The organism is Planomicrobium sp. MB-3u-38 (genome assembly GCF_002836425.1).
Taxonomy (GTDB): domain Bacteria; phylum Bacillota; class Bacilli; order Bacillales_A; family Planococcaceae; genus Planococcus; species Planococcus okeanokoites.
On sequence record NZ_PJBO01000006.1, the window covers coordinates 20319 to 45754 of the forward strand.

The 25436-nt window shown below is 45.8% G+C and carries 24 protein-coding genes; 13 read left to right on the forward strand and 11 right to left on the reverse strand.

Translation table 11 applies throughout. The features are described 5' to 3' along the window. Window positions 1–317: 317 nt before the first annotated feature. Window positions 318–1010 carry a DUF4064 domain-containing protein gene (locus CXF70_RS03520; protein WP_101801571.1) on the forward strand — a complete coding sequence of 231 codons (693 nt, stop codon included), beginning with the start codon at window positions 318–320 and terminating at the stop codon, window positions 1008–1010. A 23-nt stretch (window positions 1011–1033) separates the two neighbouring features. Here CXF70_RS03520 and CXF70_RS03525 read toward each other — a convergent pair whose 3' ends face one another. Next, window positions 1034–1525: a GNAT family N-acetyltransferase gene (locus CXF70_RS03525; protein WP_084243057.1), complete on the reverse strand. Its 492-nt coding sequence runs from the start codon at window positions 1523–1525 to the stop codon at window positions 1034–1036. Window positions 1526–1619: 94 nt separating this feature from the next. On the opposite strand from CXF70_RS03525, the gene CXF70_RS03530 reads away from it, so the two are divergent. Both CXF70_RS03530 and CXF70_RS03535 read left to right on the forward strand, forming a co-directional pair. Further along, entirely contained in the window at window positions 1620–2093 is a 474-nt protein-coding gene (locus CXF70_RS03530) for a GNAT family N-acetyltransferase (RefSeq protein ID WP_101801572.1), read from the forward strand. A gap of 58 nt (window positions 2094–2151) precedes the next feature. Continuing rightward, window positions 2152–2538: a hypothetical protein gene (locus CXF70_RS03535; RefSeq protein WP_084243055.1), complete on the forward strand. Its 387-nt coding sequence runs from the start codon at window positions 2152–2154 to the stop codon at window positions 2536–2538. 35 nt (window positions 2539–2573) lie between these two features. Here CXF70_RS03535 and CXF70_RS03540 read toward each other — a convergent pair whose 3' ends face one another. After that, window positions 2574–3701, reverse strand: a complete 1128-nt coding sequence (locus CXF70_RS03540; protein WP_101801573.1) for an MFS transporter — start codon at window positions 3699–3701, stop codon at window positions 2574–2576. 105 nt (window positions 3702–3806) lie between these two features. On the opposite strand from CXF70_RS03540, the gene CXF70_RS03545 reads away from it, so the two are divergent. From CXF70_RS03545 to CXF70_RS03560, 4 genes are all read left to right on the forward strand, one after another. After that, a complete protein-coding gene (locus CXF70_RS03545) occupies window positions 3807–4712 on the forward strand; it encodes a diacylglycerol/lipid kinase family protein (protein WP_084243053.1) in 906 nt (301 codons plus the stop codon). Window positions 4713–4994: 282 nt separating this feature from the next. After that, on the forward strand, window positions 4995–5780 hold the full coding sequence (locus tag CXF70_RS03550; RefSeq protein ID WP_101801574.1) for a helix-turn-helix domain-containing protein: 786 nt from the start codon (window positions 4995–4997) through the stop codon (window positions 5778–5780). 173 nt (window positions 5781–5953) lie between these two features. Then, the gene (yidC, locus tag CXF70_RS03555; RefSeq protein WP_084243051.1) at window positions 5954–6754 is read left to right on the forward strand and encodes a membrane protein insertase YidC; all 801 of its coding nucleotides are present in this window, start codon (window positions 5954–5956) and stop codon (window positions 6752–6754) included. 54 nt (window positions 6755–6808) lie between these two features. Next, window positions 6809–7054: a hypothetical protein gene (locus CXF70_RS03560; protein WP_101801575.1), complete on the forward strand. Its 246-nt coding sequence runs from the start codon at window positions 6809–6811 to the stop codon at window positions 7052–7054. 511 nt (window positions 7055–7565) lie between these two features. On the opposite strand, the gene CXF70_RS03565 is transcribed toward CXF70_RS03560, so the two are convergent. Beyond that, the gene (locus tag CXF70_RS03565; RefSeq protein WP_101801576.1) at window positions 7566–8717 is read right to left on the reverse strand and encodes a 3-phenylpropionate MFS transporter; all 1152 of its coding nucleotides are present in this window, start codon (window positions 8715–8717) and stop codon (window positions 7566–7568) included. A gap of 120 nt (window positions 8718–8837) precedes the next feature. Here CXF70_RS03565 and CXF70_RS03570 point away from each other — a divergent pair, with 120 nt between their 5' ends. Continuing rightward, complete coding sequence (locus CXF70_RS03570; protein ID WP_101801577.1) at window positions 8838–9713, forward strand: M15 family metallopeptidase; 876 nt, start codon at window positions 8838–8840, stop codon at window positions 9711–9713. 174 nt (window positions 9714–9887) lie between these two features. Here the strand turns inward: CXF70_RS03570 and cls are convergent, their stop codons facing one another. The 5 genes from cls to CXF70_RS03595 form a co-directional block, all read right to left on the reverse strand. Then, on the reverse strand, window positions 9888–11342 hold the full coding sequence (gene cls / locus CXF70_RS03575; RefSeq protein WP_101801578.1) for a cardiolipin synthase: 1455 nt from the start codon (window positions 11340–11342) through the stop codon (window positions 9888–9890). A 139-nt stretch (window positions 11343–11481) separates the two neighbouring features. Then, a complete protein-coding gene (locus tag CXF70_RS03580) occupies window positions 11482–12312 on the reverse strand; it encodes a squalene/phytoene synthase family protein (protein ID WP_101801579.1) in 831 nt (276 codons plus the stop codon). A 203-nt stretch (window positions 12313–12515) separates the two neighbouring features. Further along, window positions 12516–13235: an HAD-IIB family hydrolase gene (locus tag CXF70_RS03585; RefSeq protein ID WP_233208531.1), complete on the reverse strand. Its 720-nt coding sequence runs from the start codon at window positions 13233–13235 to the stop codon at window positions 12516–12518. After that, on the reverse strand, window positions 13180–14442 hold the full coding sequence (locus CXF70_RS03590; RefSeq protein ID WP_084243045.1) for a glycosyltransferase: 1263 nt from the start codon (window positions 14440–14442) through the stop codon (window positions 13180–13182). The genes CXF70_RS03585 and CXF70_RS03590 overlap by 56 nt, the downstream gene beginning before the upstream one ends. A gap of 208 nt (window positions 14443–14650) precedes the next feature. Beyond that, a complete protein-coding gene (locus tag CXF70_RS03595) occupies window positions 14651–15493 on the reverse strand; it encodes an MBL fold metallo-hydrolase (protein WP_101801580.1) in 843 nt (280 codons plus the stop codon). A 153-nt stretch (window positions 15494–15646) separates the two neighbouring features. On the opposite strand from CXF70_RS03595, the gene CXF70_RS03600 reads away from it, so the two are divergent. Together CXF70_RS03600 and CXF70_RS03605 are read left to right on the forward strand one after the other, a co-directional pair. Continuing rightward, window positions 15647–16765 (forward strand): NAD(P)/FAD-dependent oxidoreductase, encoded by a 1119-nt coding sequence (locus CXF70_RS03600; protein WP_101801581.1) that lies wholly within the window; start codon window positions 15647–15649, stop codon window positions 16763–16765. A gap of 15 nt (window positions 16766–16780) precedes the next feature. Next, window positions 16781–18316, forward strand: coding sequence for an aminotransferase class V-fold PLP-dependent enzyme (locus CXF70_RS03605; RefSeq protein ID WP_101801582.1), 1536 nt, complete (start codon window positions 16781–16783; stop codon window positions 18314–18316). A gap of 25 nt (window positions 18317–18341) precedes the next feature. Here the strand turns inward: CXF70_RS03605 and CXF70_RS03610 are convergent, their stop codons facing one another. Continuing rightward, window positions 18342–19562, reverse strand: a complete 1221-nt coding sequence (locus CXF70_RS03610; RefSeq protein WP_101801583.1) for a helix-turn-helix domain-containing protein — start codon at window positions 19560–19562, stop codon at window positions 18342–18344. A 118-nt stretch (window positions 19563–19680) separates the two neighbouring features. Between CXF70_RS03610 and CXF70_RS03615 the strand changes: the two genes are divergently transcribed. Together CXF70_RS03615 and CXF70_RS03620 are read left to right on the forward strand one after the other, a co-directional pair. Next, window positions 19681–20979, forward strand: coding sequence for an MFS transporter (locus CXF70_RS03615; protein ID WP_101801584.1), 1299 nt, complete (start codon window positions 19681–19683; stop codon window positions 20977–20979). Window positions 20980–21075: 96 nt separating this feature from the next. Continuing rightward, complete coding sequence (locus tag CXF70_RS03620; RefSeq protein WP_084243040.1) at window positions 21076–21933, forward strand: SDR family oxidoreductase; 858 nt, start codon at window positions 21076–21078, stop codon at window positions 21931–21933. A 24-nt stretch (window positions 21934–21957) separates the two neighbouring features. Here CXF70_RS03620 and CXF70_RS03625 read toward each other — a convergent pair whose 3' ends face one another. Beyond that, window positions 21958–23133, reverse strand: coding sequence for an MFS transporter (locus CXF70_RS03625; protein WP_084243039.1), 1176 nt, complete (start codon window positions 23131–23133; stop codon window positions 21958–21960). 293 nt (window positions 23134–23426) lie between these two features. Between CXF70_RS03625 and CXF70_RS18310 the strand changes: the two genes are divergently transcribed. After that, window positions 23427–23567 carry an Lmo0850 family protein gene (locus CXF70_RS18310; protein WP_165850170.1) on the forward strand — a complete coding sequence of 47 codons (141 nt, stop codon included), beginning with the start codon at window positions 23427–23429 and terminating at the stop codon, window positions 23565–23567. Window positions 23568–24099: 532 nt separating this feature from the next. Here CXF70_RS18310 and CXF70_RS03630 read toward each other — a convergent pair. Beyond that, window positions 24100–25287 carry an FtsW/RodA/SpoVE family cell cycle protein gene (locus tag CXF70_RS03630; protein ID WP_084243038.1) on the reverse strand — a complete coding sequence of 396 codons (1188 nt, stop codon included), beginning with the start codon at window positions 25285–25287 and terminating at the stop codon, window positions 24100–24102. Between the last annotated feature and the right edge of the window lie 149 nt (window positions 25288–25436).

The following is a 25436-nucleotide window of genomic DNA, read 5'->3' on the forward strand; positions in this document are numbered from 1 at the left end:
CTAATGTTCTGTTATGTAGTTTTTCATAACTACCTCCAATTTCTTATAGGAATGTCATTAAGAAAACGATACCAGTCAAAATTGAAGCTCCACCTACACCGTACATGAAATCTGATTGGCTAAATACTAAGTTTTTTTCCATTTTATAGAACCCCTCTCAAATGTTTGTAATTTTGTTTGTTACTAAATAAATACCCGGGCAAAAGCAATTTAAACATGTTTCAGCAAATTTTTTCAGGGAATCTTATTTATGAACAAAGTTTTCTGCATCCCGTTCTGGAAATTAGGACGGCTGCAAATAAGGAGGAGGCAGTTATATGAATAATGGAACGATCAGCAGGACAGGGGAACGGGTCCTCGGCATAATCGGAATTGTATTTAACATTCTTACGATCATTTTATTGGCATGGCTGATTACCAGTATCAGCGGTCTGGAAGGCACTGCCGAGTTTGAACAGTTTGAGCAGGATATCATGAATGATCCCGCTTTTGAGGGAAGTCCGGAAGAAGCTCAAATGGTAGTGGATTTCATCATTGGCGGAACCGGAGTATTCGGTTGGGCGCTCGTGGCAATGCTGGCACTCAGCACGATTCTGGCAATTGTGGCCCTCATTAATTTGAAGAAGACCAGTAACGCAAGCCTTGCAGGGGTGTTCTTCATACTTGCCGGTCTGTTGGCAGGCGTCCTGTCATTGACATCGATTCTTTTCTATATTGCTGCAATCATGTGTTTCGTACGCAAACCGCCGATGCGCGATGATGAATTGCACAGGAGAGATGATGGTGCATACCGCAATGAGAAAATCCGCAGAACGGATGATTCGCTCTACCGTGAAGATGAAGTTCGCAGAACGGATGAACCTGTATATCGCGAAGATGAGGTTCGCAGAACGGATGAGCCTGTATATCGCGAAGATGAAGTCCGCAGAACAGACGACACTGTCCGCCGTGACGAGACTCGCCGTGATGATACGCGCCGCGATGACGATACACCGTATCGCCCGCTATAAGCAGTACAAAGAAAAGCACCTGCTCATAGAGCGGGTGCTTTCAAATTGTACACATATTTCGCTGTCTGCAACGGGTGGCCTTCAAACAGTTCTTCAAATTCTTCGACAAACTCAAAGCCGTTCGCTTCATAAAAGCTGCGGCCTTTTTTATTTTCGCATTCCACATAAACAAAAAGGTTTGAACCATCGAGCAGATAAGCCAACCCGCTGTCGAGGAGTTTTTTTCCATAGCCATTGCGCTGATATTCCGGTTTCAAATACAAGGCAATCAATTCAGCGTCTCCATCATCGTCGAGTTTCGTGAAATTGGCAAAGCCTATAGGCTCGCCCTCGTGTTCAGCCAATAGAAGAATGGTTTTTTTCAAGCGCATTTCCATCATTGGGACGGAATAGGATTTATCTAAGAAACTTTGCTGTATATTCACTGGGATTATGTCTTGGTAAGTGTCATTCCAACTGATATGGGCAATTTCCTGAACAGCTGTAATATCTTTGGGTGTACCTGTGCGAATCATGCAATCACCTCGGAAATTCTTTTCGTCATCATATCAAAATTCCCCATGAATAGCCACTGTTGTGGAATAATAGAGACTAAAGGAGTGAGTGGAGTTGACTTGGAAATTTTATGATTTTGATGAACTGACTGCAGCTGAACTCTATGAAATGTTGAAGCTGCGAGTGGATGTCTTTGTAGTTGAGCAGAATTGCCCATATCCCGAACTGGACGGTCTGGACCAAAAATCGATCCATTTGGCATATAAGGAAGATGGGCGGATCCTTGCCTATGCGCGGCTTGTGCCCGGAGAACTTAAATATGGCGTTCCTTCAATAGGGCGTGTAATCGTCAGCCCGGATGCCAGAGGTCGCGGCCTTGCCCGTGAATTGATGAACAAAAGCATCGGATTTATTTTCAATGAATGGCAGCCTGAAGCGATCCGGCTGCAGGGACAGGTCTATTTAAAGGAATTCTACCAATCATTCGGCTTTGATCCGATATCGGATGTCTACGATGAAGACGGCATCCCGCATGTAGATATGAAGCTGGACAAAGAGGTACAGTCCAAACAGCTCAAAGTAGATTAAATAATATGAATAAGGGTATATAGGATAGAAGATATCAATTTGTGGAGGAGTGGATGGAATGGCAAAAGGAAAAGGCAGAGGATTGTTATTGGCGGGCCTTGCAGTAGGTGCCTACACTTACTTCAAAAACCCCGAAAACCGTGAAAAAGCTACATTGGCTTTCAATAATGCGAAAGAGAAGGTGAATTCATATATGGAATCACAAAACCTGGACGACAATAAAAAAACGGCGCACGATGGATCGAAACCACAGGAACCGCGTGAAAACAAAATGGTTTCAGAGGGCGCAATGACTTCGGTTCAATATTACAATGAAGAAGAACAGCAAAAAGAAGGCGCAAACGAAGAGAAAACAAAATTATCACCGAATGATACAAGCAAGGAAAAAACGGAAGATACCGAATCCGCATCTCCTGAACCAAAAATAAATACGGACAATATATAAAAGGGCGGTCTGCGGACCACCCTTTTTTCATTTCTTTATTTTCTTAACGTCGCCAGATTCACTGCAGCGGCGCTTAACAGCAGCACACCGCTGGTGATGAATCCGCGGTCGGCGCTTAATGCCAATGCGCCTGTAAAGGAAGAACCCGCTACAACGCCAATCGAAAAGAAGGCGTAAAAATAGCCGTATGCCTTGCCCCGTGACCGTTCGGTTGTTGAATCGATCAATAATGAATTAATGGAGGGGAACAGGAACGCAAAGCCGATGCCGTAAGTAATCATACTGGTGTAAAGCAAAGGAGCCGCAGAAACAGAACTCAATAAAAACAAGGAACTGCCCATAAGAAAGAATCCGGCTATTAAAGTATAAACAGGCTTGATCAAATCGAACAGGCGATTCACCGGAAGCAGGAACACGAGAATGGCGGCAATACCGAAAACACTTAATAGCAGGCCGCTCATTTCAGCGGGGAGTCCAAGGCCGGACACTTTCAACGGCAGCATATACGCCAGTACGCCTTGTGAAAACATAAGGAAGAAGGCGCCCATAAAAGCCCGCAATAAACCTGAGTTAAGAATGATCATGTTAAAAGTAAGCGGTTCGGCAGGCAATTCCTTTCTTTTTTTGACAGTGCGGCTCAACAGGAAAAAAGATGAAATGCCGAGAATCAGCAGTAAAGTTCCTGTCACTGCCATGGTCTCAGGCACGCTGGTGCGACTGGAGAATATCGCGCCGTATGCGGGGCCGATAATAGCGGCAAGCCCCACAAAAGCGCCTGAAACCGCAGCTCCTTTGCCGCGGCGGCTATGGTCTGTGCGGTTGGCCAGATAAGTGAAGGCTGCCGGAACAATCAACCCGGCCGCCAAACCATGGAGAAAGCGGATGGCGAGCAAGCTGTAGGGACCTTCCGCGAGTGAGTAAGTGAAAAGAAAGGCAGCTGTCAGCAGCATTCCGGCCACTAAAATGGCGAAGGGTCCTTTTCTGTCGGAGAATATGCCTGAAACGATATTGCCGAAAGTATTGGACAGTGAATACATGCCGACGGCCAATCCCGTCAAAAATGGCGTTGCCTGCAATTCAATCGCAAAAGGGCTGATGATCGGTAATTGAGCAAAAAGATCGAAGAACGCGAAGAAAATGATGATATAGATGAATAGCTGCATTGCTGTTCCTCATTCCCTGAAATAATAAAAGATTATGGATTAAGATGGAGTGTTTAAAGGGTAAATAGAGATAATGAAACTATTATACCATCTGGAGGTAGAAAGATGAAAAAGGCGATGTTTATACTGAATCCGTCGGCAGGAAAAGAAAAAGCTGCCGATTATAGAGAAAATGTGGAGAAAACCCTTAAAGAAATGGGATATATTGTCGATACTAAAGAGACGGAAAAACAAAGGGACGCAACCCTTTTTGCTCGTGAGGCCTGTGAGCAGAAATATGATTTTGTTGTGGCCATGGGTGGAGACGGGACGATAAACGAAGCGGTATCCGGTCTGGCGGAGCAGTCTCATCAACCGTTGTTTTCCCTCATCCCTCTTGGGACTGTCAATGATTTTGCACGGGCACTCGGAATTTCCCTGGACCCGGAAGAAGCTATCGAAGCACTGAAGAAAGGGACCGAGAAAGCTGTAGATATCGCGAAAGTAGGCGATATGTACTTCATGAATATTTTGGCTATCGGTGATATCGCGGAATCCACTTCTTCCGTTTCGCCGGAGCAAAAGACACGCCTTGGAGCACTTGCTTATTTTATCGAAGGAATCAAAGCGATTACGTCGGATGAAGAAACTTATTTCGAAGTTGAACATGATCATGGCGTTTGGAAAGGCGACGCCAAACTGGTTCTGGTCGCATTGACCAATTCGGTGGGCGGATTTGAAAAGCTGGCACCGGAAGCATTGACGGATGACGGGCTGCTTCATCTATATATCATAGAACACGCAAAACTTGCCGGTTTTGTCAGAATGGCAGGAGCATTATGGCGGGGGAAACTGGAGGAAGACCCTGAAGTTGAAGCCATCCATACCACAAAAGTGGTCATCCGGACAAAAGAGCCGTTAATTTGTAATATTGACGGTGATGAAGGATGTGCAACACCATTTAAGATTGAAGTCCTGCCACGGCATATTCGTGCGCTCATTCCGCCAGACAAAGAAGAATTAGAAGAGTAGAATAATAAAATCATTATAGCGGGAAAGGTGTGACGCATTTCAGAAATATTAAATGTATGTTACTTTTAGAGAAAAAGCGAGATTTTTTATAATGTTTGCGGTATGTTTAGTATATATTTAGGGAAGATATTTCCTAAAAAATTCTCGGGTAGGGCATAGGTAGTAGACCATATTGCTTAAAAAATTATATATTTTTGAGCAAAACTGTGTCCTTATTTATTGTTTCAGTATATAGTTAACATAGTGACTGCAAAAACTTGTGAAAAGAAAGACGGGGAAAAGATGAATATAATTGCTGTACCAACAATTCAAGAAACCATTTCCAAGATTTTCATGACAGAAAGTGAAAACTTAAACCAATATGATGGCCTGGAAAAGTTTTATGAGACCGAAACCCAATTAATCTACGAAATCCATCACTTGGAAAAAGAGAAAGCGAAAGAGACGCTTCGTGCTTTGATCGATATGATTTCACTGCATGCAGGCAAAGATACGATCCGTGCAATCCGAAACTATTACATAGTACTTTCTTCGGTGATGGCAAGAAAACTTTTCGAAATGCGCGTGCCGCCTAAAAAAGCTTTTGCTTTCAATAATGCCTGCATCGAGCTTGTCGACAACCGCATGAATGATTCAGAGTTTTTATATGTAGCGGATGAACTGATTGAATTTTTCATTTCAGTTATCTCAGAACGCAAACAGCCTTCATTTGGGCATCAGACTGTAAACAAAGTGGTCATGTTCATCAACGACGAAGTGGAACGCGATTTGTCAGTTGAAGATGTAGCCAAGCATTTCCATATTTCAACAAGCCATTTGTCGCGGATTTTCCGTGAGCATGCCGGCATTACGTTGGTGGAATACTTGAATGTTCGCCGTGTTGAGGAATCTCAGCATTATCTTCGCCATTCAGACAAAGGGATTTCAGAAATCTCGAAGCAGTTCCATTTCTGCAACCAAAGTTACTTCACCCGCATTTTCAAGAAATATACGACGGTTACGCCGAAGCAATTCCGCGACAGCCAGCATATCCCTTATTTCAGATATACATTGCCAAACGCCAAGTAAGGAGAAGAAATTCTCCTTTTTTTTCTGGTTTTTTTTAGTTGTTGCGGCTGACGCTAAGCCACAATCCTGTCAAATCCCTTGTAAAAAACAAGGCAGAGACTTTTCGCGGTTTGAAATATGCGCTTAGAATGCGGTATACTTCTTAATAGTTTAAAAAGGTGAAGGTGACTAATTTGAAAAAGAAATTTATTTTAATGTCAATGCTTACGGCAGCAGTGCTTTTCCTGAGTGGCTGTTCGGCTGTAGAGAATAAAGAAGGGTTTTTCTATAGCATTTTTGTCGCGCCATTTGATTTCTCCCTCGATTATTTAGGTAATCTTTTTGGCGGCAGCTACGGGCTCGCGATTGTAGCTATTACAGTTGTCATCCGACTCGTATTGATGCCTTTCATGCTGCGCACTTATAAGCGCCAGCAGGGGATGAAAGTGAAGATGGATGCCATGCGCCCTGAAATGGAAGACATCCAAAAGCGCTTGAAGAGCACGAAAGATAAAGAAGAACAGATGAAGCTCCAGCAGGAAATGATGGGGCTCTACAAGAAACACGAAGTCAACCCATTGAATATGGGCTGTCTTCCGGTTGTTATCCAGATGCCGATCGTTATGGGTCTGTATTTCGCCATCCTTTACTCGCCGGAAGTCCGTTCGCACGAATTCCTTTGGTTCAATCTTGGTGAACCCGATATCATCATGACCTTGATTGCCGGTGCTGTTTACTTCTTCCAGGCAAAAGTTTCGCTTTGGACTATGCCGGAACAGCAGCAGAAGCAGATGAAACTCTTCATCTACATTTCACCGATCATGATCATGTTCATCTCTTTCACGTCCATGGCCGCTCTGCCGGTTTACTGGACAGTCGGTGGTATTTTGCTGATCATCCAGACGTTCATCGGACGCAAGTTTTATTCCAACCATCCGGAAATCGCTTTGGAAGCAGTAGAATCAGATGAAAAAGTGGATCTGGAAAAGAAATAATCATGAAAGCTTGCCGGCATTGGATGCCGGCTTTCTTTTTAGGGAGCGAAACAAATGAATTCAAAAATGATGCAAGGAATCGGCATTGCCTCACTCAGTATTTTGGCCGTCATATTCCTGTTCATGGGATATATGGACATCGCGGTTCTCTTCATGACTGTGCTGTTCGTTCTCACGAACACATTCAGATACCGTCAGATGAAAGCGCAGGGCATGGACCGGGAAGCGAAATGGATGATGGGGATGGCAGTCATCTTCGGTATCCTCTTTTTCGTCGTACTGGGGACCATCCTGCTTTAATCGACTGATTGAAAGCTGCTGCTAAACGTAAAACAGCGCATCAGACTACTTCTTTTTAGAAAGCGATTCTGAGATATGGAGCAGAACAGCGAGACTCCCAGGGGATTAGAATCGGAGTTCGGTTTCCAACTCCGATTCGAGCGAAGTGCTGAGATCCACTCGGACGAAGGGGACCGAGTCCGAGTTAGCTCAGCACGAGTCCCCAGGAAAGCGAAGCTGTTTTGCGAAATATCGATTGCTGAAATCTCAATAAGCAAAAACAGCGCCACCCATAATGGGAGGCGCTGTTTTTTCTTGCTATATCATGTTCCTTTGTTGTCTTCTTAAGCGGTAGCTGCGGTATTTTGAGCCTGCCGTTTATCCTGTTCTCGTTCATTCAGCAAATGATCCAATCGATTTAAAAGATTGAGAAGATCGCTTTGTGAAATTTGTTTCATTATGCCCATCTCCTTGTAGCTTTGATACCTATTTATTCGGCTGGCATCTGAGGCTTTTGGGGGTGGAATAAAAATTAATACAAATATTTTTTTCGGGTCATCAGAATAACGATGATTGCCGGGAACGAAAACGCGATCATGCCCAGGAATGATAAGCCAGGTGAAATTTCATACAGGAATCCGCCGATGAATGTCAGCAAGGCGACACTCAGGCTCATGGCAATCGCTGCATACATTCCTTGGGCAGCCGGAATGTGCAGAGGATCCAGTTTTTCAAAGATATAGCGGATGAAAGCAAAATGGGCGACGCCGAAAGACAGCGCGTGCAGCACCTGTGAAAAAATGAATACCCAAACAGAGGGGAACATGAATATCAGGATCCAGCGCACAGTTGAGCCGATGCCTGCCAGAAGAAACATTGAAGACACACTCCATCTGTCAAACCAAGTATCCGCTTTAGCGAAGAAAATGATTTCAAAAATGATGGCGACATTGAGTACGAGGCCGATATAAAAGCTGTTGACGCCGATATCCTGTAAATAGATGAAACCGTAATTATAATAAGCCGCGTGGGCCCCCTGCAATAAAATCGAAACGATCAAGACGGTCAGAAACGCTTTCGACTTCAGCAATTCACTGACAGCGCCTTTGCTTGCCTGATTTTTGGGTTCCGGTTTTATTGATAAAGGTGCTGGAGAGACGGCCGATTGTGTAATTGCCATGAAAAGCAGACCGGCAAGCATCACCCAAAGAATCGCTTGTTCCTGCCAGACGGCGGTTGCCATTCCGACAATCAGCAACGCAATGGTATAGCCTAAGGAACCGAAAGAACGGCTTTTGCCATAATGGATGCGGTCACTTTGCATCAACACAGTGGCGCCGCTTTCCATGGCGGGCAGAATGTTCGGATAGACCAAACTGAAGATGAATGTAATGGCAAACAACATGATGTACGAATTTGCCGGTATGTATAAAGCCATGCTGACGAGTGAAGCGATGGCCAGGATCTGCATCAGCCGGCCAAGGGAAAACAGGCGGGTGAGCATCGGGAAAAACAGCAAGGTGGATAAAGAACGGGCAATCATGCCGGCTCCCATGATGATGCTCGCGGCGGAAACGCTGAGTTCTTTATCGTTTGTTAGCCATCCGGTCCAGTATGGAAGGAATACGCCCCACGTAAAGAAGAAAGCGAAGAAGTTGAGTGACAGCCATTTTTGATTATTCATTCGTGTACCCTCTAATCGTTAAAAGTCATTTCAAGTATATCGAAAGTTCATTGATTTAGGGAGAATTTAAAGCATAAAGGTGATAGAATGATAAAGAACTTGAGAGAAAGAAGGAGAACTATGCAATCTCGTTATTCAATGAATAAAAAAGATAAGAAACCTTATATAAAATGGATCTTGATCATCGGTGCTTTGCTTATTGCGGCATCCATCACTGTGTGGCTCTATCTTCACGACTGGGATATGGAGCGGAGTCTCAACGCGTTAACAGGCGGAAATAGCCAGCAGCCCGTTGTTGAATCTGAGGCGGAAGAGCAGATTGCGGATGTGCAGGAAGAAGACGTGGTCATTCCGGAAGAAAAAGAGGAAGAAGTCGAAGAAGAACTGCCGGTAACACCGGAACCTGATGAAGAAGCAGTGGAAGAGGAAGTCAAGGATGCTACCGTATATCCGGAATCGATTGAATTGCCGGATGAACCGACCGTAATCGATGGCATCCTGCTTGCGAACAAACAGAATCCGCTGCCTTCGGATTATGCTCCAGGTGTAAATCCTGATGCGCAGGATGCTTTTGGAGCGATGCGTGCCGAAGCGCTGAAATCGAATATCGATTTAACCGCATTCAGTACATTCCGTGACTTTGCCCGCCAAAAAGAATTATATGAAGGCTATGTCGCTAAAGACGGTCAGGAAAAAGCGGACCGGTACAGTGCCCGTCCCGGTTTTTCGGAACATCAGACAGGTTTGGCCTTTGACATAGGTGAATCCGGAGCGGAACAGCATTGGGCGGCGGCCAGTTTTGGTGATACGGAAGCTGGAAAATGGGTGGCTGACAATGCCCATCGTTTTGGTTTTATCCTGCGTTATCCGGAAGGCAAGGAGCAATTGACCGGCTATATGCACGAATCGTGGCATTTCCGCTATGTCGGAAAAGAAGCGGCGAAAGAGATTTACGATGCGGATATCACTTTGGAAGAATATCTTGAACAACAATAAATGATTCGAAAAAGCGCCGATCAGCAATTATTGCTGATCGGCGCTTTTCTTATTGTCCAGACTCCAACGGCCAACTCCTCGAGTCGTAAGCCACTTTGGCTGTGCGGCTGAAAAGACGCCACTTCGCCAAATCGTCTTACGCTTGTCGGAGCTGAACGGCCGTTTCCGCTTTTCTTACAAAATCGGAGCCAGCAAACGGGCAATCGATTCTTTTGTTTTGATCATTTTTGTTCTTTCGAAATAGGTTTGCATAGTAAGTTCATTCGACAATTCCATATCCTGATGGAACAGTCTGCCAAGTTCCTTCGAAATTTCATTGTCATAGATGAATGCATTCACCTCGAAATTCAATTTAAAGCTCCGGACATCGATATTGGCGGTTCCGACAGTTGATGCCTTATCGTCCACGACGATCATTTTCGTATGCAGGAAACCGTTATCGTAAATGAAAACACGCGCCCCTGCACGCAGCAGCTGGCCGGCATAAGAATACGTCGCCCAATAGACGAAGGGATGGTCGGGTTTATTCGGGATCATCACCCGAACATCGATCCCTGATAAAGCCGCCACTCGGATCGCGTCGTAGAAGCTGGCATCCGGGATGAAATATGGGGTCTGGATGTAAATGTATTCATCGGCCATATTGATCAGTTTCATATAGCCGTCCTTGATCTGTTCCCATTCCTCATCCGGGCCGCTTGATACGATCTGCATGGATGTCGTCCCTTTTTCAGCTATGGCAGGGAAATAAATCTCATCATACTCAATATCCTGGCGAACGGAAGCCTGGTTCCAGTCGCGGATGAACCGGGTTTGAAGCGGATGCAGAGCTCCGCCTTCCAGCCGGAGATGTGTATCGCGCCAATAGCCGAATTTCCGGCTGAGACCGATATATTCGTCACCGACGTTAAAACCGCCGATGTATCCGATGCATCCGTCGATAACGACGATTTTTCTATGGTTGCGGTAATTTAAACGAGGGTTGATGAGCGGGAGTATGGAAGGAAAGAACGTTTCCACTTCTCCGCCATACCTGATCAACTCTTTGAAATGCCTTTTACTTAATGTCCGGGAACCCATATCATCATACAGCAGCCTGACTTTCACACCTTGCTTCGCTTTTGCTGTCAAAGCTTCCAACAGCCGGTTGCCCAATTGATCAAGCCTGAAGATATAGTACTGGATATGTATGTGATGTTTGGCATTTTCGATGTCTTTTATAAGCGACTCGAATTTATCGCGGCCGTCATTGAAAATCTGAACATCGTTATTTTGAGTCAGAACAGCACCATTATTTCGCAGGTGAAGATAAATCAGGTCTTTATATTCTTTGGTATTGTCATTTCTGAAAAAGAACGTATCATCATGAAGCTCGTTCATCTGATGGGCGATTAAATTCTCGATCCCTACACGAGTACGGCCTTCCCATTTGAACAAGGTCTTTTTTCTGAGGCGCCGTCCAAGCAGAAGATAGACAAAGAAACCGGCAATCGGAATGAAAAACAGCACCAATAGCCAAGCCCATGTTGAAGAAGCATCACGGCGTTCAAGAAAAACCAGTGCTGCGGCAAGGAAAATATTCAATATGAAAATGGCGACGGATAAGACGCTGATGATGGTGAGTGTCATTTTACTGCCCCTTTTGTGCGAACTGCATTGTACTTACAGTATAAACCATTTATTTCTCTAAAAGAAGAAATTGTAAAACATGACTTTGGAATTATTTCTTAAAGCAAAAACCCGCTTCAAAAGAAACGGGCTTGCCGGTTTAATTGATTTGTTCCTGTTCTTTCAATTGTTCAACGATGCCTTCAACTTCTGTACGGCTCATTTTCTCTCTGCCGGATTTTAATGCTTTTAATGTGCTGTGTGCCAAAGCAAGCGGGACTTTACAGAACATCAGAATCCGCTTATTGGTGATCGATTTTACATACAAATCGGCTTGTGCCAGATTTTCATTTGCATAATTGAACATATCGTCGCGTGTCCAGCCTTCCGGTACAAAGCTGACACCACGCTCCCGGTCCTCATCCAGATTGCGGAGCATATTGACGGCTTGCAGGCCGCGCCCGAAACCAATCGCAAGCTGCGGATCTGTTTCCGTATTATCATGCCATTTCCAGAGATCGGAAAGCATCGTACCGACCAGTCCCGCGACATAATACGTATAATCATCGAGGTCTTCACGGGTGCGGATGACAAATTTTCTGTCTACCCATTTGGCCATTCCGTCGGCCATTTCCGCTGTCGACTCCAAGACTTTCGGCGCTATTTCAGGCGGGCAGACACTGATCCAATCAGCCAATCGGAGGCTAACTTCCGGAAGCATGTGTTCATAAGGTTTAAGCAGCGCTTCATAAGCTTCCCGATCGAAGGGCATATGAAGCATTTTACTGGTTTCCCGTAACAGCCTGCTTTTAACTTCATCGTCCAGTTCCGGATGATCTTCGAGTTCATCGATTGCGCGCATGCAAAGGTAAGCTGAGCCTACAGTCTTTTTCAGAGCAGGTTCCAAAAAACTGATGGGAATGAAGAAGGTACGGCTCGTTTCTTTCAGCATGACCATTGACTCTTTTTGCAGATTCGCAACTTTACTCATCTCAAATTCCTCCTTTTCGCTTGGATACTCCATCGTGCATTTATGTATTTATGTATATTCTCTTGGCGTAAACCATTCCTGAAAATGAAATTGCCTTCCCCTTAAATATAAACCATCTGACGGAAAAAACAAATGATAACGGGGACTGACGCTAAACCGAAAGAAAAATCCCTTTCCAGAACACGAGGTTTGGAAAGGGAGGGTTATTCCGGATGAAAATGCGTCCAGGCTTCCTGAATGCCTCCGGCACAAGCTTTCGAAGCTCTGAAAATCATCTTGCTTTCAGGACATTCAAGCAATTCAGGCTGGGCATTGCCAACCATTACAGATGGATGGCCCAAAGTCAGCATTTCTTTATCGTTGCCCGAATCACCGGCCACCAGTATTTTGGCCTCACGTGCACTGAATTTATCCAGGATATATTCAAGCGCTGAGCCTTTGCCGCTGCCGGCTGGCAGGATGTCGAGGTCACGACCGCCACTGTATATCAGCCTGTGAGGAATTCCTGCTTCTGTAAGACTGTTTTCAAAAGCTTCCACAATTTTAATATCTTCAGCGTAATAGGAACACCGGTTAGTAACCGGCAGGTCCTGTTTCTGCAAACCTTCAAATGTCGCGGCAAGTCCATCAATTGCTTCAGGCTGCCATTGTCCGAGCATCTTGTTTTCCCATTCCAGGTCTTTTTTGAGCGGTGCTCCGATATGGATTTCTGTCCCGACATCCGTAACGAGTACATCAGGGACAGGCAAATTTTCCTCTTGAATCAGTGACAAAGCCGATTGGTAATGGCGTCCGGTGATGTAGATAAGAGACACGGTGAATTTCTGTTTATTATAGAACTCCAGAAGTCCATCGAGCCCTTTACGATCACCGACTAATGTTCCATCTAAATCGGTTGCCAGTATATGTGTTGCTTCTTTCACTGCTTACCACCTCATACATTTTCAATACTCTTTCAGAAATCGACGGCCAATGGAAATCTTTTTTAGCCAGTTCTACAGCTTGTCTGCTGAGTTTTTGGGCAAGAAGGGAATTAACCGAAATAACCTCCATCGCTACAGCCAAATCGACTGCATTTTTCGTTTCCACAAGAAGGCCGGTAACCCCATCCTGAACGACATTTTTAAGTCCGCCCACATTCGAAGCGATAACAGGACTTCCGCAAGCCTGGGCTTCTGCCGCAACCATTCCGAAGGATTCATAGAAACTCGGGACGATGGTTGCTGTCGCGGAATTGAAGAGCAATGCCAGTTCTTCCTGTGATTTAGGGCCGAGAAAGTCCACGTGATCTTCTATACCGCGCAAAGCTTTCCGGATTTTATGGTTTTTTGGAAGTTTTGTCGCAGGGTCAATTGCATCCGGTTCGCCGCCAGCGAGCACAAGGCGGGGGCGATACGTATCTGTCGTCTTTTCGGCGAGCAGCTTAAATGCATTCAGCAAGGTGAAGATGCCTTTGGTTTCTTCCAATCTTCCCGCGAAAACGAATAATGGACTGGAATATCCAAGTTTTTTGCGAATATGGGTCCGGCTTCCGCGTACTTTAAACGCTTCGTCAACACCAATGGGGATTACGCTGATGGGAGAAGGAGAGTCGACATTCTTTTTGATCAAATGTTTTTCACTGTTTGTAGTAGCTAAAACGTGATCGGCTTTTTGCAAGATCTCAGTTTCAGCTTCTGTCCGCCGTTCATCTTCAATTCCTGTGGCTTCTTCTTTTGCCCAGCCAAGGGAATGGGATGTGTGGATGAATGGCAGATTGAACTCATCCTTCAATTTTATCCCGATTAAACCTGACAGCCAGTAATGGGTATGGACAATATCATAAGTTTCGAGTGGAAGTGTCTCTTTCAATTCGTTATAAAATGCAGAGAGCATTGAATGCATTTCATTTTTTGAGACGAAGCCTTTGTATCCGGCTTCTATGCGGATTACACGGCACGCTTTTCCGAATTCTTCGATACGGGGTGCCGATTCTTCACACCAATGCGTGACGACATCCACCTGCAGTCCTTTATCTTCCATTGCAAGTGCCAATTGTTTTACATAATTATTCTGGCCTCCGGCTTGCTTACCGCCCAATTTTGCCAATGGATCTCCATGATCCGAAACAAACAGCACTTTCTTAATCATCGAGTTCATCTCCGTTTCTATATTCATAAATCCTTATTAAAAAAATTGGGACTTCGTTTTTGTATACCCCAAGATATGGAACCATAAACCTTAAATCTGAAAATTAATATATTTGTAAATCTTTGGTAGACCAGCACAAAAAACGCCAGTTGCTGCTGGCGTTTAAAGGCTGAAGCAAAATATTTAATTTAATTTTTTCATAGTAAAGTTAACGGTCGACGAACTTGCCGTGGGAAGGCACTGCTTTCTCCTGGAAATTTTTCGCGAGATCAACAAGCCCTTCCGCAAGCGCAGAACCGTAAATCGGTTTGCCGTGGCCGGTGACCGCAATTGCCGGCTGCAGATCAGTCAGTTTTACAACCGATTCCCAGGCTGCCCGCCAGTCGGTGGTCAAGTAGACAGGAGGACCGCAGACTTCTTTTTTCTGCGTCAATACTTTATAGAGGGAATCCTGTTTGACGGTCACGAAAGCATCTCCTGCAATCAGCAGTTTGCCCGCTTTTCGGAACAATGAAACATGTCCCTCCGAATGGCCGGGAGTATGGATCCATTGCCAGCCCGGCATGCCAGGCACTGATCCATCTGTTGGAAGTTCTTTCAGATGCGCGGAAATATCGATGGCTTCCGCAGGGAATGCTTTTGAAATTTTCGCGACGAGACCGCCTTCAACCGATGAATCAGGCTGAGGATAATTGGTTATCCCTTTTAAATAGCTGAATTCCAGTGGGTGTGCGTAAACGGGAACGGGATATTTTTCAAGAATATCGATGATGCTGCCGACATGGTCGAAATGGCCATGGGTAAGAATGATCGCTTTCAGATTGTGATCCGGGCCAAACCGATTTTCGGCTTCCTGGAGAATCTTATCAGCGGAGCGGGGCATGCCGGCATCCACTAAAATATAATCACTGCTTACATTTGGGTTCCCGATGAAAAAGAGATTGACGATCTGATTGGTGTAACAATAAACATCCGGGGCAACTTCCACTCCGGAGCCGCTTTTAACGGAAGTCATCGGCAGGATGGCTTCTGTGCTTCTGCTTTTTTCCATTGTCTATTCCTCCTGTTCTCGTATCGTTTCTATTTCTTGCTTTACCCGCAAATACAAAAATTGAATCAGGCCGCTGCAATTTGGAACGAAGTTGAGTATGGTGCGGTTGTGCTTTAGAATGGAATGCATAAGAAGCAGAAAAAAGGTGAAGATATGAAGTCATTGATCATTATTGGTGGAGGGATCCTGGGAGCGTCGACTGCATATGAAGCGGCGAAAGCAGGAGCGGAAGTGACGTTGATTGACCGCAAAGATCCCGGCCAGGCGACCGGAGCAGCCGCAGGAATCGTGTGTCCATGGATATCACAGCGCCGCAATAAAGCCTGGTATCACCTCGCAAAAAGTGGAGCGAAATACTATCCTGCATTGATAAAGGAACTGGTGGAACTGGGTGAAACGGAGACGGGTTATAAGCAAGTGGGCATTGTCAGCATCCACGAAGACAGCAAATTGGATAAGATGGAAGCCAAAGCCCGTGAGCGAAAAGAAGATGCACCTGAAATGGGTGTCATTGAAAGGCTGGATGCCGGGCAGACTAAAGCTTTATTTCCGCATGCAGGCGATGAATATGGATCGCTTTACGTAAGCGGCGCGGCAAGAGTGGATGGCAGAGCTGTTCGGGATGCACTGATTAGCGCCGCCAGAAAACTGGGCGCAGAAATTATCGCAGGAGATGCGAAGCTGATTGTTGAAAACGATAAAGTGGTCGGCGTACAGACGGAGCAGCAGGAAATATTCGCTGACAGCATCGTGTCGGCAGGAGGTGCGTGGGCGCCTGAATTATTCGGAGCCCTTGGACTGGAGATGGATGTGGTGCCGCAAAAAGCGCAGATTCTCCAATTGCAGCTGGATGACAATGCGACTGGCGAATGGCCGGTGGCGATGGTGCCGTTTGGACAATATATCGTCCCATTTTCGGATGGACGCATCATAGCCGGAGCCACACATGAAAATAATGCGGGTTTTGATACTAAATTGACGGCAGGGGGTATCCACCATGTACTTGATAAAGTCCTGGACGTTGTTCCTGGGCTGGCTGCCGCAGAATTGACAGGCGCCAGCACCGGCTTTCGGCCATCGACTTTAAGTGCTTTGCCGTTTATCGGCCAGGTTCCGGAACACGAAAATCTTTTCGCCGCCAATGCTTTGGGATCTTCGGGGCTGACGGCAGGGCCGTTTCTGGGCTCGCAGCTGGCTAAAATAGCGATGGGGATTCCACCGGATATCGAATTGGGTGACTACTCGATCGATGAAGTTTTCCGAAAAGTATAGAAAGGGGAGAGACTCGTGTACTGGTGTAAAATTGCCCGTTCCAAAAAGGAATTCGATGAAATAGCAAAACTGAACTACACCACATTCGTGGAAGAGATTCCCCAGCATGAAGCCCATGAATCAGCGATGCGAGTGGATCCTTATCATGAACAGAATACATATCTGGTGGTATTGTCCGATAAGGAATTGGTGGGCATGATTGCCGTTCGCTCCGACCGGCCGTTTTCCCTGGATCGAAAAATTGGCCAAGTTGAAGTACATCTCGATAATCCGGGAAAACTTTGCGAAATACGATTGCTCGCTGTTCGGAAAGAACATCGCAATGGCCGCGTCTTCTTTCTGCTGGCGCGTGCTTTATCCGATTATTGCTGTGAAGAAGGGTTTGATGCCGCAGTAATTTCTGGCACAGTCCGTGAATTGAAACTTTATGGACAGCTCGGCTTCCGTCAATTTGCAGAGCCTGTAGGCAGCGGGGACGCCGTTTTTATTCCCATGATTACCACGCGCGCTGATTATGCGGAGTCTGTAGCTGCAAGGCTGCAGGCAAAACGAAGATTGTTTTTGCCGGGCCCTCTGAAACTGACGGAAGAATTGGGACGCCCCTTTACTGAAGAAGCGATGTCTCACCGGTCATCCACCTTTCAGGCGATCTATCAGGAAGTGAAAGAAAAATTGCGAGTCATGTCCGGTGCTTCACCCTACCTGTTGTCAGGGAGTGGCACCTTGGCCAATGAAGCGATGGTGGCCCAGCTTTCCAGGCGGAATGAACGCGGTCTGATTTTGTCGAACGGAGAATTCGGTGAGCGGCTGATCAGGCAGGCAACGCGGTGGCAGCTTGAATTCGACAGTGAAGAAAACCAGTGGGGCGAAAGTTTTTCTATGGATTCCATCCAAGAATTACTGGGAAGCGGAAAATATGGCTGGCTGCTGATGGTGCACGGCGAAACTTCGACCGGCATGGTGAATGATTTTGAAGCTATCCGTGAGCTGTGCAAAGAATACAATATTAAACTTTGCGTTGATTGCATCAGCAGTTTTGGGGCAATACCATTTTCAATTGAAGCCTGTTGGCTGGCGACGGCGACCAGCGGTAAAGCAGTTGGCACAATGAGCGGACTCGCTGTCGTATTTTCTGATCACGAAATAACTGCAGACTACTCATTGCCAAGCTATCTGGATCTCGGGATGTATCAGCATGACATCCCTTTCACCTTGCCATACAGCTTGCTGAAAAGCTTCGGAATTGCGTTGAAGCAATATCCGGAACGTTATCAATTGCTGCAGGAGCGGTTTGAATATGTAAAAGGGGAAATTGGCACATGGCCATTAATGGCAGAAGGATTTCCTACCGCAATCACAATCAGGTCGATTGAACAATTTGCGGATTTTCCGCAAGATGCCCATTTATCAGGATATGAACTCCATGCCCAAAGCGGCTATCTTCGCCGGCGCGGCATCTTTCAGATTTCCTGCATCCAGCCAGGTTTTGAAAAAGACTGGGCTGCACTGCAGAAGTTTTACACAATCTATTTCACTTACCAGAAGGAATGAAAAAACCCGCCGTTATCGGCGGGTTTTATTTTGAAGTTATTTCATTATAGACGTTCATGATGAATTTTTTATAGGGCAGGTCGGGCATGGGATCAGCATTGTTCTTCGCTATTTCTGCGTGTTTCATGGCTAATTCATGTCTGCCCTGCTCTTCATAGATTAATGCAAGATATGCATCTTTTTCATAATTCATCAACAAGTCGTAAGGGTGATGCATGAACTCCCAAAGGCGGTGTTTCTCAAGCCATGGCAATGCTTCATCAAGTTTCCCCATACCATATAATGCCTTCCCTTTTTCGATGTAGAATTGGGAAGTCTCTTCATCATTATATTTTTTCATGTTCTTGTCTATTAACTTCAAGGCTCCTTCAAAGTCATGCTTAAAGCTATTGAGGTAATGGGCTTCCAGCAGATCCAGAACGATATCGATTTTGGGATCTTCTGTAAAGTCGGCGAACACTCTTAATTTATCGATGTAATAATTCTTTCTTTCTTCATCATTATTTAAGATGGAGTGGAAAGCTGTAACTCTGTATAGAGCATCGATTTTATAAAAAATCTGGTGTTCTTTCGAATAATTGATTGCGTCTTCAATAATATTCAGAGCATCTTCATCTTCAGCAATTGCCATGTGAAGAATCGCTTCCGAAAAGTCGAAGTCCAATTTTTTTAGTGAGTCGAGAATGATTCCCCGTTCATCAAACACTTTCCGTGAATGCTTCAGCATTTTCAAAGACTCTTCGTACTGATGGTCGTTAAATTTGAGCATAGCCCGGAATAACTGGATATCTGCACTATTGTTCATAAGGTGGAGGCCTTCGTACATTTCTTCTGCCTGTTCAAGATGTTTTTGCCAGCCGTCTTCTTTCATATAATAAAGACAGCGGCTGTAGATTTCGAGGAGGCGGGCAGATTCATAGCGGTAAGGCAATTGATCGATGAATGGAGTGACCAGTTCAACAATTTTCTTGAAGCCGCTTGTCATATCATCCGTTATTTTTAGGTAGATATTTTCAACTTCCTGTAAAACCTCCCGCAGCTCTGAGGGGGAAACTTCTTCGAGAAGTTCATTTATATGGATATTTAATTGTTTGGCAATATAAGCCAAGCTTTCCATAGAAGGATTGGCTTTATTGTTCTCTATCAGGCTGAGCATGCCTTTGGACAGTTCTTCACCGGCCAAAGCCTGCAATGTCAGGCCTCTTTCTTTTCTCAATTTCCGTATGCGCTCACCTAATGAAGCCATTTCATCACCTGCTTTTCAGTATAGTTTAATTATATTAAACTTTCTCTTGCATTACCAGAAGGACCATGATATATTTTGTTTAATTAAATTAAACTTTTGAAAATGGAGAGTGAAAAAAATGAGCGAAGCAGCAAAAATCAGCAAAGCTACTTATCATTTGTACACGTTTACCATCAGTAAGCTTATCTCGACGTTCGGCAGTTCCGTTTACGCTTTCGGCATCAGTTTATATGTACTTGCGCTCACGGGATCAGCCGCCAATTTTGCGCTCAATTTGATCTGCAGCATTTTGCCGAGAACGCTGCTTGCGCCATTTGCCGGGTATACCGCGGATAATTACTCGAAGAAAATGATCGTCATATTAGCGCAGCTCGCCAGTGCTATGGCAGTTGCCGGTTTGCTGGTCTACAGCATCTATGGAGGTTTGTCGCTGCCGGCGATCTACACGACGACTGCTCTGATTTCTGTAAGTTCCATGTTTGCGAGTGTAACATTCTCTTCGGCCATCGCGAACCTGATCGATGCTGACCGTATTCAAAAAGCGATGGGTTTCAATCAATCGGCCATCGCAATCGCTACGATCGGCGGACCGGTTGTCGGAGGGATCCTGTTCGGGTTCGTTTCGATGAACGTGTTTCTGATCATCCAGGTGGCCGCTTATTTAGTGGCTGTGGTTCTTGAGTCTACGATGAACTTCAAATTGTTTACGAATCGGATTGCAGAAACCGCTGGAGCTGTTAAAAAATCGATGGCTGCCGGCATGAAAGAAGGTTTTGTCTATTTGAAATCGAACCGGGTGGTCATGGTGATCGTGACGGTTGCTGTCGGAATCAATTTCTTCTTTTCCGCACTGATGATCGGGCTGCCGTTTATCGCGGTCCAGGAACTGAAAATCGAGGCGACGCATTTCGGCTTTATCGAAGCGATGATTGCAGTAGGGATGCTATTAGCTTCCATCTATTTCTCGGTAGGCAAAGAAGTGAAATTTCCGTTGCGCTTTTCAAAAAGGGGGATACTGGTCATGTCGGTTCTCCTTGCCGGACTTGCCTTGCCGCTGATGGTTGACCTGTCCTACACCGGATCCGTCGTTTTCTTTCTGGTGCTGATGCTGGTTTTCGGTGTCACGAATGTATTTGTCAACACACCGATCGGCGTCATGATGCAAAAGGATGTCGAAGAAGAATACCGCGGTCGTGTTTTCGGCATCCTGGAATCGATGGCCATGGCGATGATGCCGCTCGGATATCTGATTTTCGGATTGTTGTATGATCTCGTGCCGGCCGAGTACGTCGTTATCGGCAGCAGCCTTTGCCTGATCGTATTGACGAGCTTCATGATGCGTCCTTCCATTTTGAAACAGGCTCATCCGGAGCTCGATCAGGATTTTATTCCGGCAACTCCTGACCTGCAGAAATAAAAAAGAAGTGCTCCGCTAAGACGGCTGGCCATGTTTACGATTATCCAAAAGGGGAAAATCCACAAAGACATATAAATCTGGAAAGGATGATTCGCGATGGATAAGGATAAGCCGAAAAAAGTGCCGGGCCAGGAGCAGGACCGGCAACCCGGATTTGAAAGTGAGATGGATCCCGCACCTGATTTTGCCAAGAATCTGGCGGGGCAGGCGCAGCGCCTACCCGGCAAAAAAGCTATGATTACGGGCGGTGACAGCGGAATCGGCCGTGCGGTTTCCATTGCCTTTGCCAAAGAAGGGGCGGATGTCGCTGTTCTGTATCTGGATGAACATGAAGACGCGGAAGAAACAAAACGCCTGATTGAACAAGAAGGCGGGAAATGTATTTTAATCGCGGGGGATGTCGGTGATGAGTCCTTCTGTAAAGAAAGCGTGCAAAAAGTGGTGGATGAATTCGGTGGATTGGACGTCCTAGTGAACAATGCGGCGGAACAGCATGTCCAAAAGTCATTGAAAGATATCACCGCTGAACAGATGGAACGCACTTTCCGCACAAATGTATTCAGTATGTTCTATTTGACGAAAGCGGCGCTTGAACATATGGAACGCGGAGCCTCGATCATCAATACTACATCAATCACCGCTTTCCGGGGTGAGCCGACATTGATCGACTATTCGTCAACAAAAGGCGCGATACTCGCATTCACCCGAGCTTTATCAGGGTCACTCGCGGAAGAAGGCATCCGTGTCAACGGCGTGGCGCCAGGTCCTATCTGGACGCCGCTCATTCCGGCGTCGTTCCCGGCTGATGAAGTCGAAGGATTCGGAAGCCAGACACCGCTTGGGCGTCCTGGCCAGCCCGATGAACTTGCACCGGGCTACGTTTACCTGGCGTCCGATGATTCTTCCTATGTAACAGGGCAGGTTCTGCACATTAACGGCGGCACACCTTATTAACCATAAAAAAAGCAAGCACCTCCATTACGCTGGGGTGCTTGCTTTTTCTGATGCGCTTTTCGAAGAACCACGGTAAAGGACGATCAGCAGGATGCTGGCAATCGCCAATGCACCGGATAAATAATAGATGGCGCCGGCTTGCATCGTCAACAGCCAAGTGAAGAACAAAGGACCGATGATGCGCCCCATATTATCCATAGAGTAGGTCATGCCGGCAGCTGTTCCATATTTGCCGCCGGATTCTTTTGAAGTCAATGAAACCAATGCTGTCCGGGCAAGTGCATTGCCGGCTGTGAAAATGCTTAAAGCAACTCCTGCAAACAGCAGGCTTGTGGTAAAAGGCAGCAGCAGCAAACCGGCAGCCGTAACGATTTGGGCTCCGATGATCCATTTCGTTTCAGCGCCGTCTTTAATCTTGCGGACAACACCGCCTTGGATTGCCGCATCGACAAACCCGCTCGCCATGAACAGATAGCCGAGCTGAAGCGGCGTGATTTCAATCTGATCGATCTGGAACAGCTGGAACGTCGATTCCAGGCCGGCAAGCAGGAAAGTCACCATGAACGACATCAGGAACAGGTAACGGACCCGGAACTGCCAAAGAGTGCTGGCGCCTTTCGGAAGCAAAGCGCGTTTTGTCGCTTCGCCTTGCCGGACAGGCTCTTTCAATACGAAGCTCGCGTAGGCCATGAGAAGCAAAATCAGCACAGCCGAGACGGTGAACGGCAGAGAAAGTGAAACTGCTCCAAGCAAACCGCCGATAGCCGGGCCGAAAATGAATCCCAGGCCGATTGACATCCCGAGGAAGCCCATGTATTTATTGCGTTCTTCATCGGTTGTTATATCGGCAACATAACCTGTTACCGCTGTATACAAGGCACCGGAAAAAAGTCCCCCGACAATACGTGATAGATATAAAAGCGTGAGATTATCCAGAAACAGCGAAAACAGGAAAAAGCTCAAGCTGAACCCGGCGAGACCTGTCAAAATCAATTTCTTTCTGCCGGTACGGTCTGACAGTTTCCCCCATAATGGAGCTGTAAAAAAAGAGGAGAGCGCGTAGATGGTTATGAGGCCGCCGACATGGATCTCACTGTAGCCCTGCTGGACGATCACTTCAGGCAGGATCGGGATGATAATACCGAATCCGAGATACACGAAAAACTGGACGGACATCAGCAACAAAATAGTTTTCTTCATAAAATAATTTCCCGCTTTCTAAAAAGGCTGTGCTTTCAGTTTACTCCTGTTCGCTGAGAAGGTAAATGAAGGAATGGCACCGATATCTCAAATTATGATCCTGACCCCTTGATCAAGAGAACTGGAAGATTTACAAAAGTGCAATTTTGTAATGAAAATGAAAAGTTTAAAAGCTTGAAAAGATGGTATTATATACATAGACACAGAAAAGTCAACTATTTACCTGTTTAGATGAATCTTTTCAGGAGTTACATACGTTATTATAAATGAATGACTACGGAGAGGTGATATGGATGGCGAAGGAAGTAGAGGTTCGCAATATTGTTTCAAATTTATCGAAACTTGGAATCCAAGCAAAAATCACTAAATCACGCACCGAATTACTGAAAGCACTTGCATTACCACAACCCCCAAGAGCTCAATCTGAAATGTAAAACTCCGACGCTTTTGCGTCGGAGTTTTTCAGGCTGTCGAGAAACCGACACTTCTCAACTCATTATGCTTTAGGCGGACGCGTTCCGCGGGGAGCGGTCAGAGCCTTCTCACTCGCTTTGCTCGCTCCGGGGTCTCAGGACACGCTCTGGTTCCCGCAGGAAAGACATTGGCCGAAGCTTGCGAGGACAAGTCTTTGCGACGAAGCAGCACAGCGATGCAGGAGCACATCTTTGCCCTTCGCCGCCTGGCGCTTCATTTTTGTTTTGTCTGAACTGAAGGGTCATCTTCTTCAGATACTAAAAGTAAAAGACTTTTCTATTGTAGAAAGCGAATTGAGATATGGAGCAAAACAGCGAAGACCCCTGGTGGACCAAGTGAAGTGCTGAGATCCACTCGGGCGAAGTGGAACGAGACCGAGTTAGCTCAGTGCGAGCCCACCGGAAAGCGAAGCTGTTTTGCGGAATATCGAAGTTAAAAATTTTGTCTTTCTCAACAAGCTTAAAAACTCCGACGCGAGCAGCGTCGGAGTTTTTATTGGTCTTCTTTATCGTTGCCGAACATATATGTTTTGTGGTGGAACTTCATGCTGAAGACAATTCCGATCGCGAGCATATTCCCGATCAGTGAACTTCCCCCGTAGCTGATGAATGGCAACGGGATACCAGTAATCGGAAGTAATTGGATTGTCATCCCTATGTTTTGGAATACGTGGAACGTCACCATGGCGATAATCCCTGCGCAGACATATGTGCTGAACGTATCCTTCAGTTGGAGGGTGATTTTTGTCAGATGATAAATCAGCATAAAGAACAGGATGATGACAGCGCTGGCGCCGATAAAGCCGAAATCCTCGGAAATTACGGTAAAGATGAAGTCGGTATGATTTTCGGGCACATAAACTTCGCGCCCCTGGTAACCTTTTCCGAAAACTTCGCCGGAGCCGATGGCATTCATAGCCGCAATCAGGTTATATCCCTCTCCGTCCGCGTAAGAGTATGGGTCAAGCCAGGTGTAGATGCGGGCAAAGGCATACCGCTGTATGCCGAATGTATTGGTTAAAAATTCCTGCATATTGAGGGTCATCCACAATAAAGTTGCACCGATAACAGCGACTCCGCCGAAACTCGGCAGGATGATTTTCCATGATATACCCGCGACAACAATAATTGCGAGCGTAATCGCGATAAACACGAGAGCTGTACCCATATCGGGCTGTTGAAGGATGAAGGCGAGCGGAACCATAAGGAAAAAACCTATTTTCCCCAATAAAAATAAATCAGTTTTAATTGTTTTCAAAGCGTTATTCTCATGATGCGCTGAAATCATTTTGGCCAAAGCCAATATATAGAAGGTTTTCATGAATTCGGCCGGCTGTATATTGACAAAAGGGGTATGGAACCAGGCTTTCGCGCCGTTGACCGGTTCGCCGATCTGGCCCGGACCTGCCGGTGCAAGCATCAAGAGGATCAGTAAAAGAATACCGAAGCCGTAGAGGTAATAAGCCATTTTCTTATACTGTTCCGGATCGAAATACATAAGGACACCGATCATGCCGATGGAAATAATATAGAATAAACCTTGTCTTGGCACAAAATTAACAGCGTATTGGCCTGAAGTCTGCGCGGAAGAGATCGCAATCAGGCTGACAATGAAAAAAAGGAATAATATGAAAGCGAGCGACCAGTCGATCCGGTCGGCAAAGCTTTTATTTGTCTGCATTTAGATTCACCTGTACTTTTTTATTATTGAGAGTCGATTTACATTATAACTTATTCTTACAGTTTATGCGCATTACAAAAGTAATGACGCCGCTCGAGCTTAGATGTTTCATATTTAATATGACTGCCCGTATAATGAGGGAAGAATGG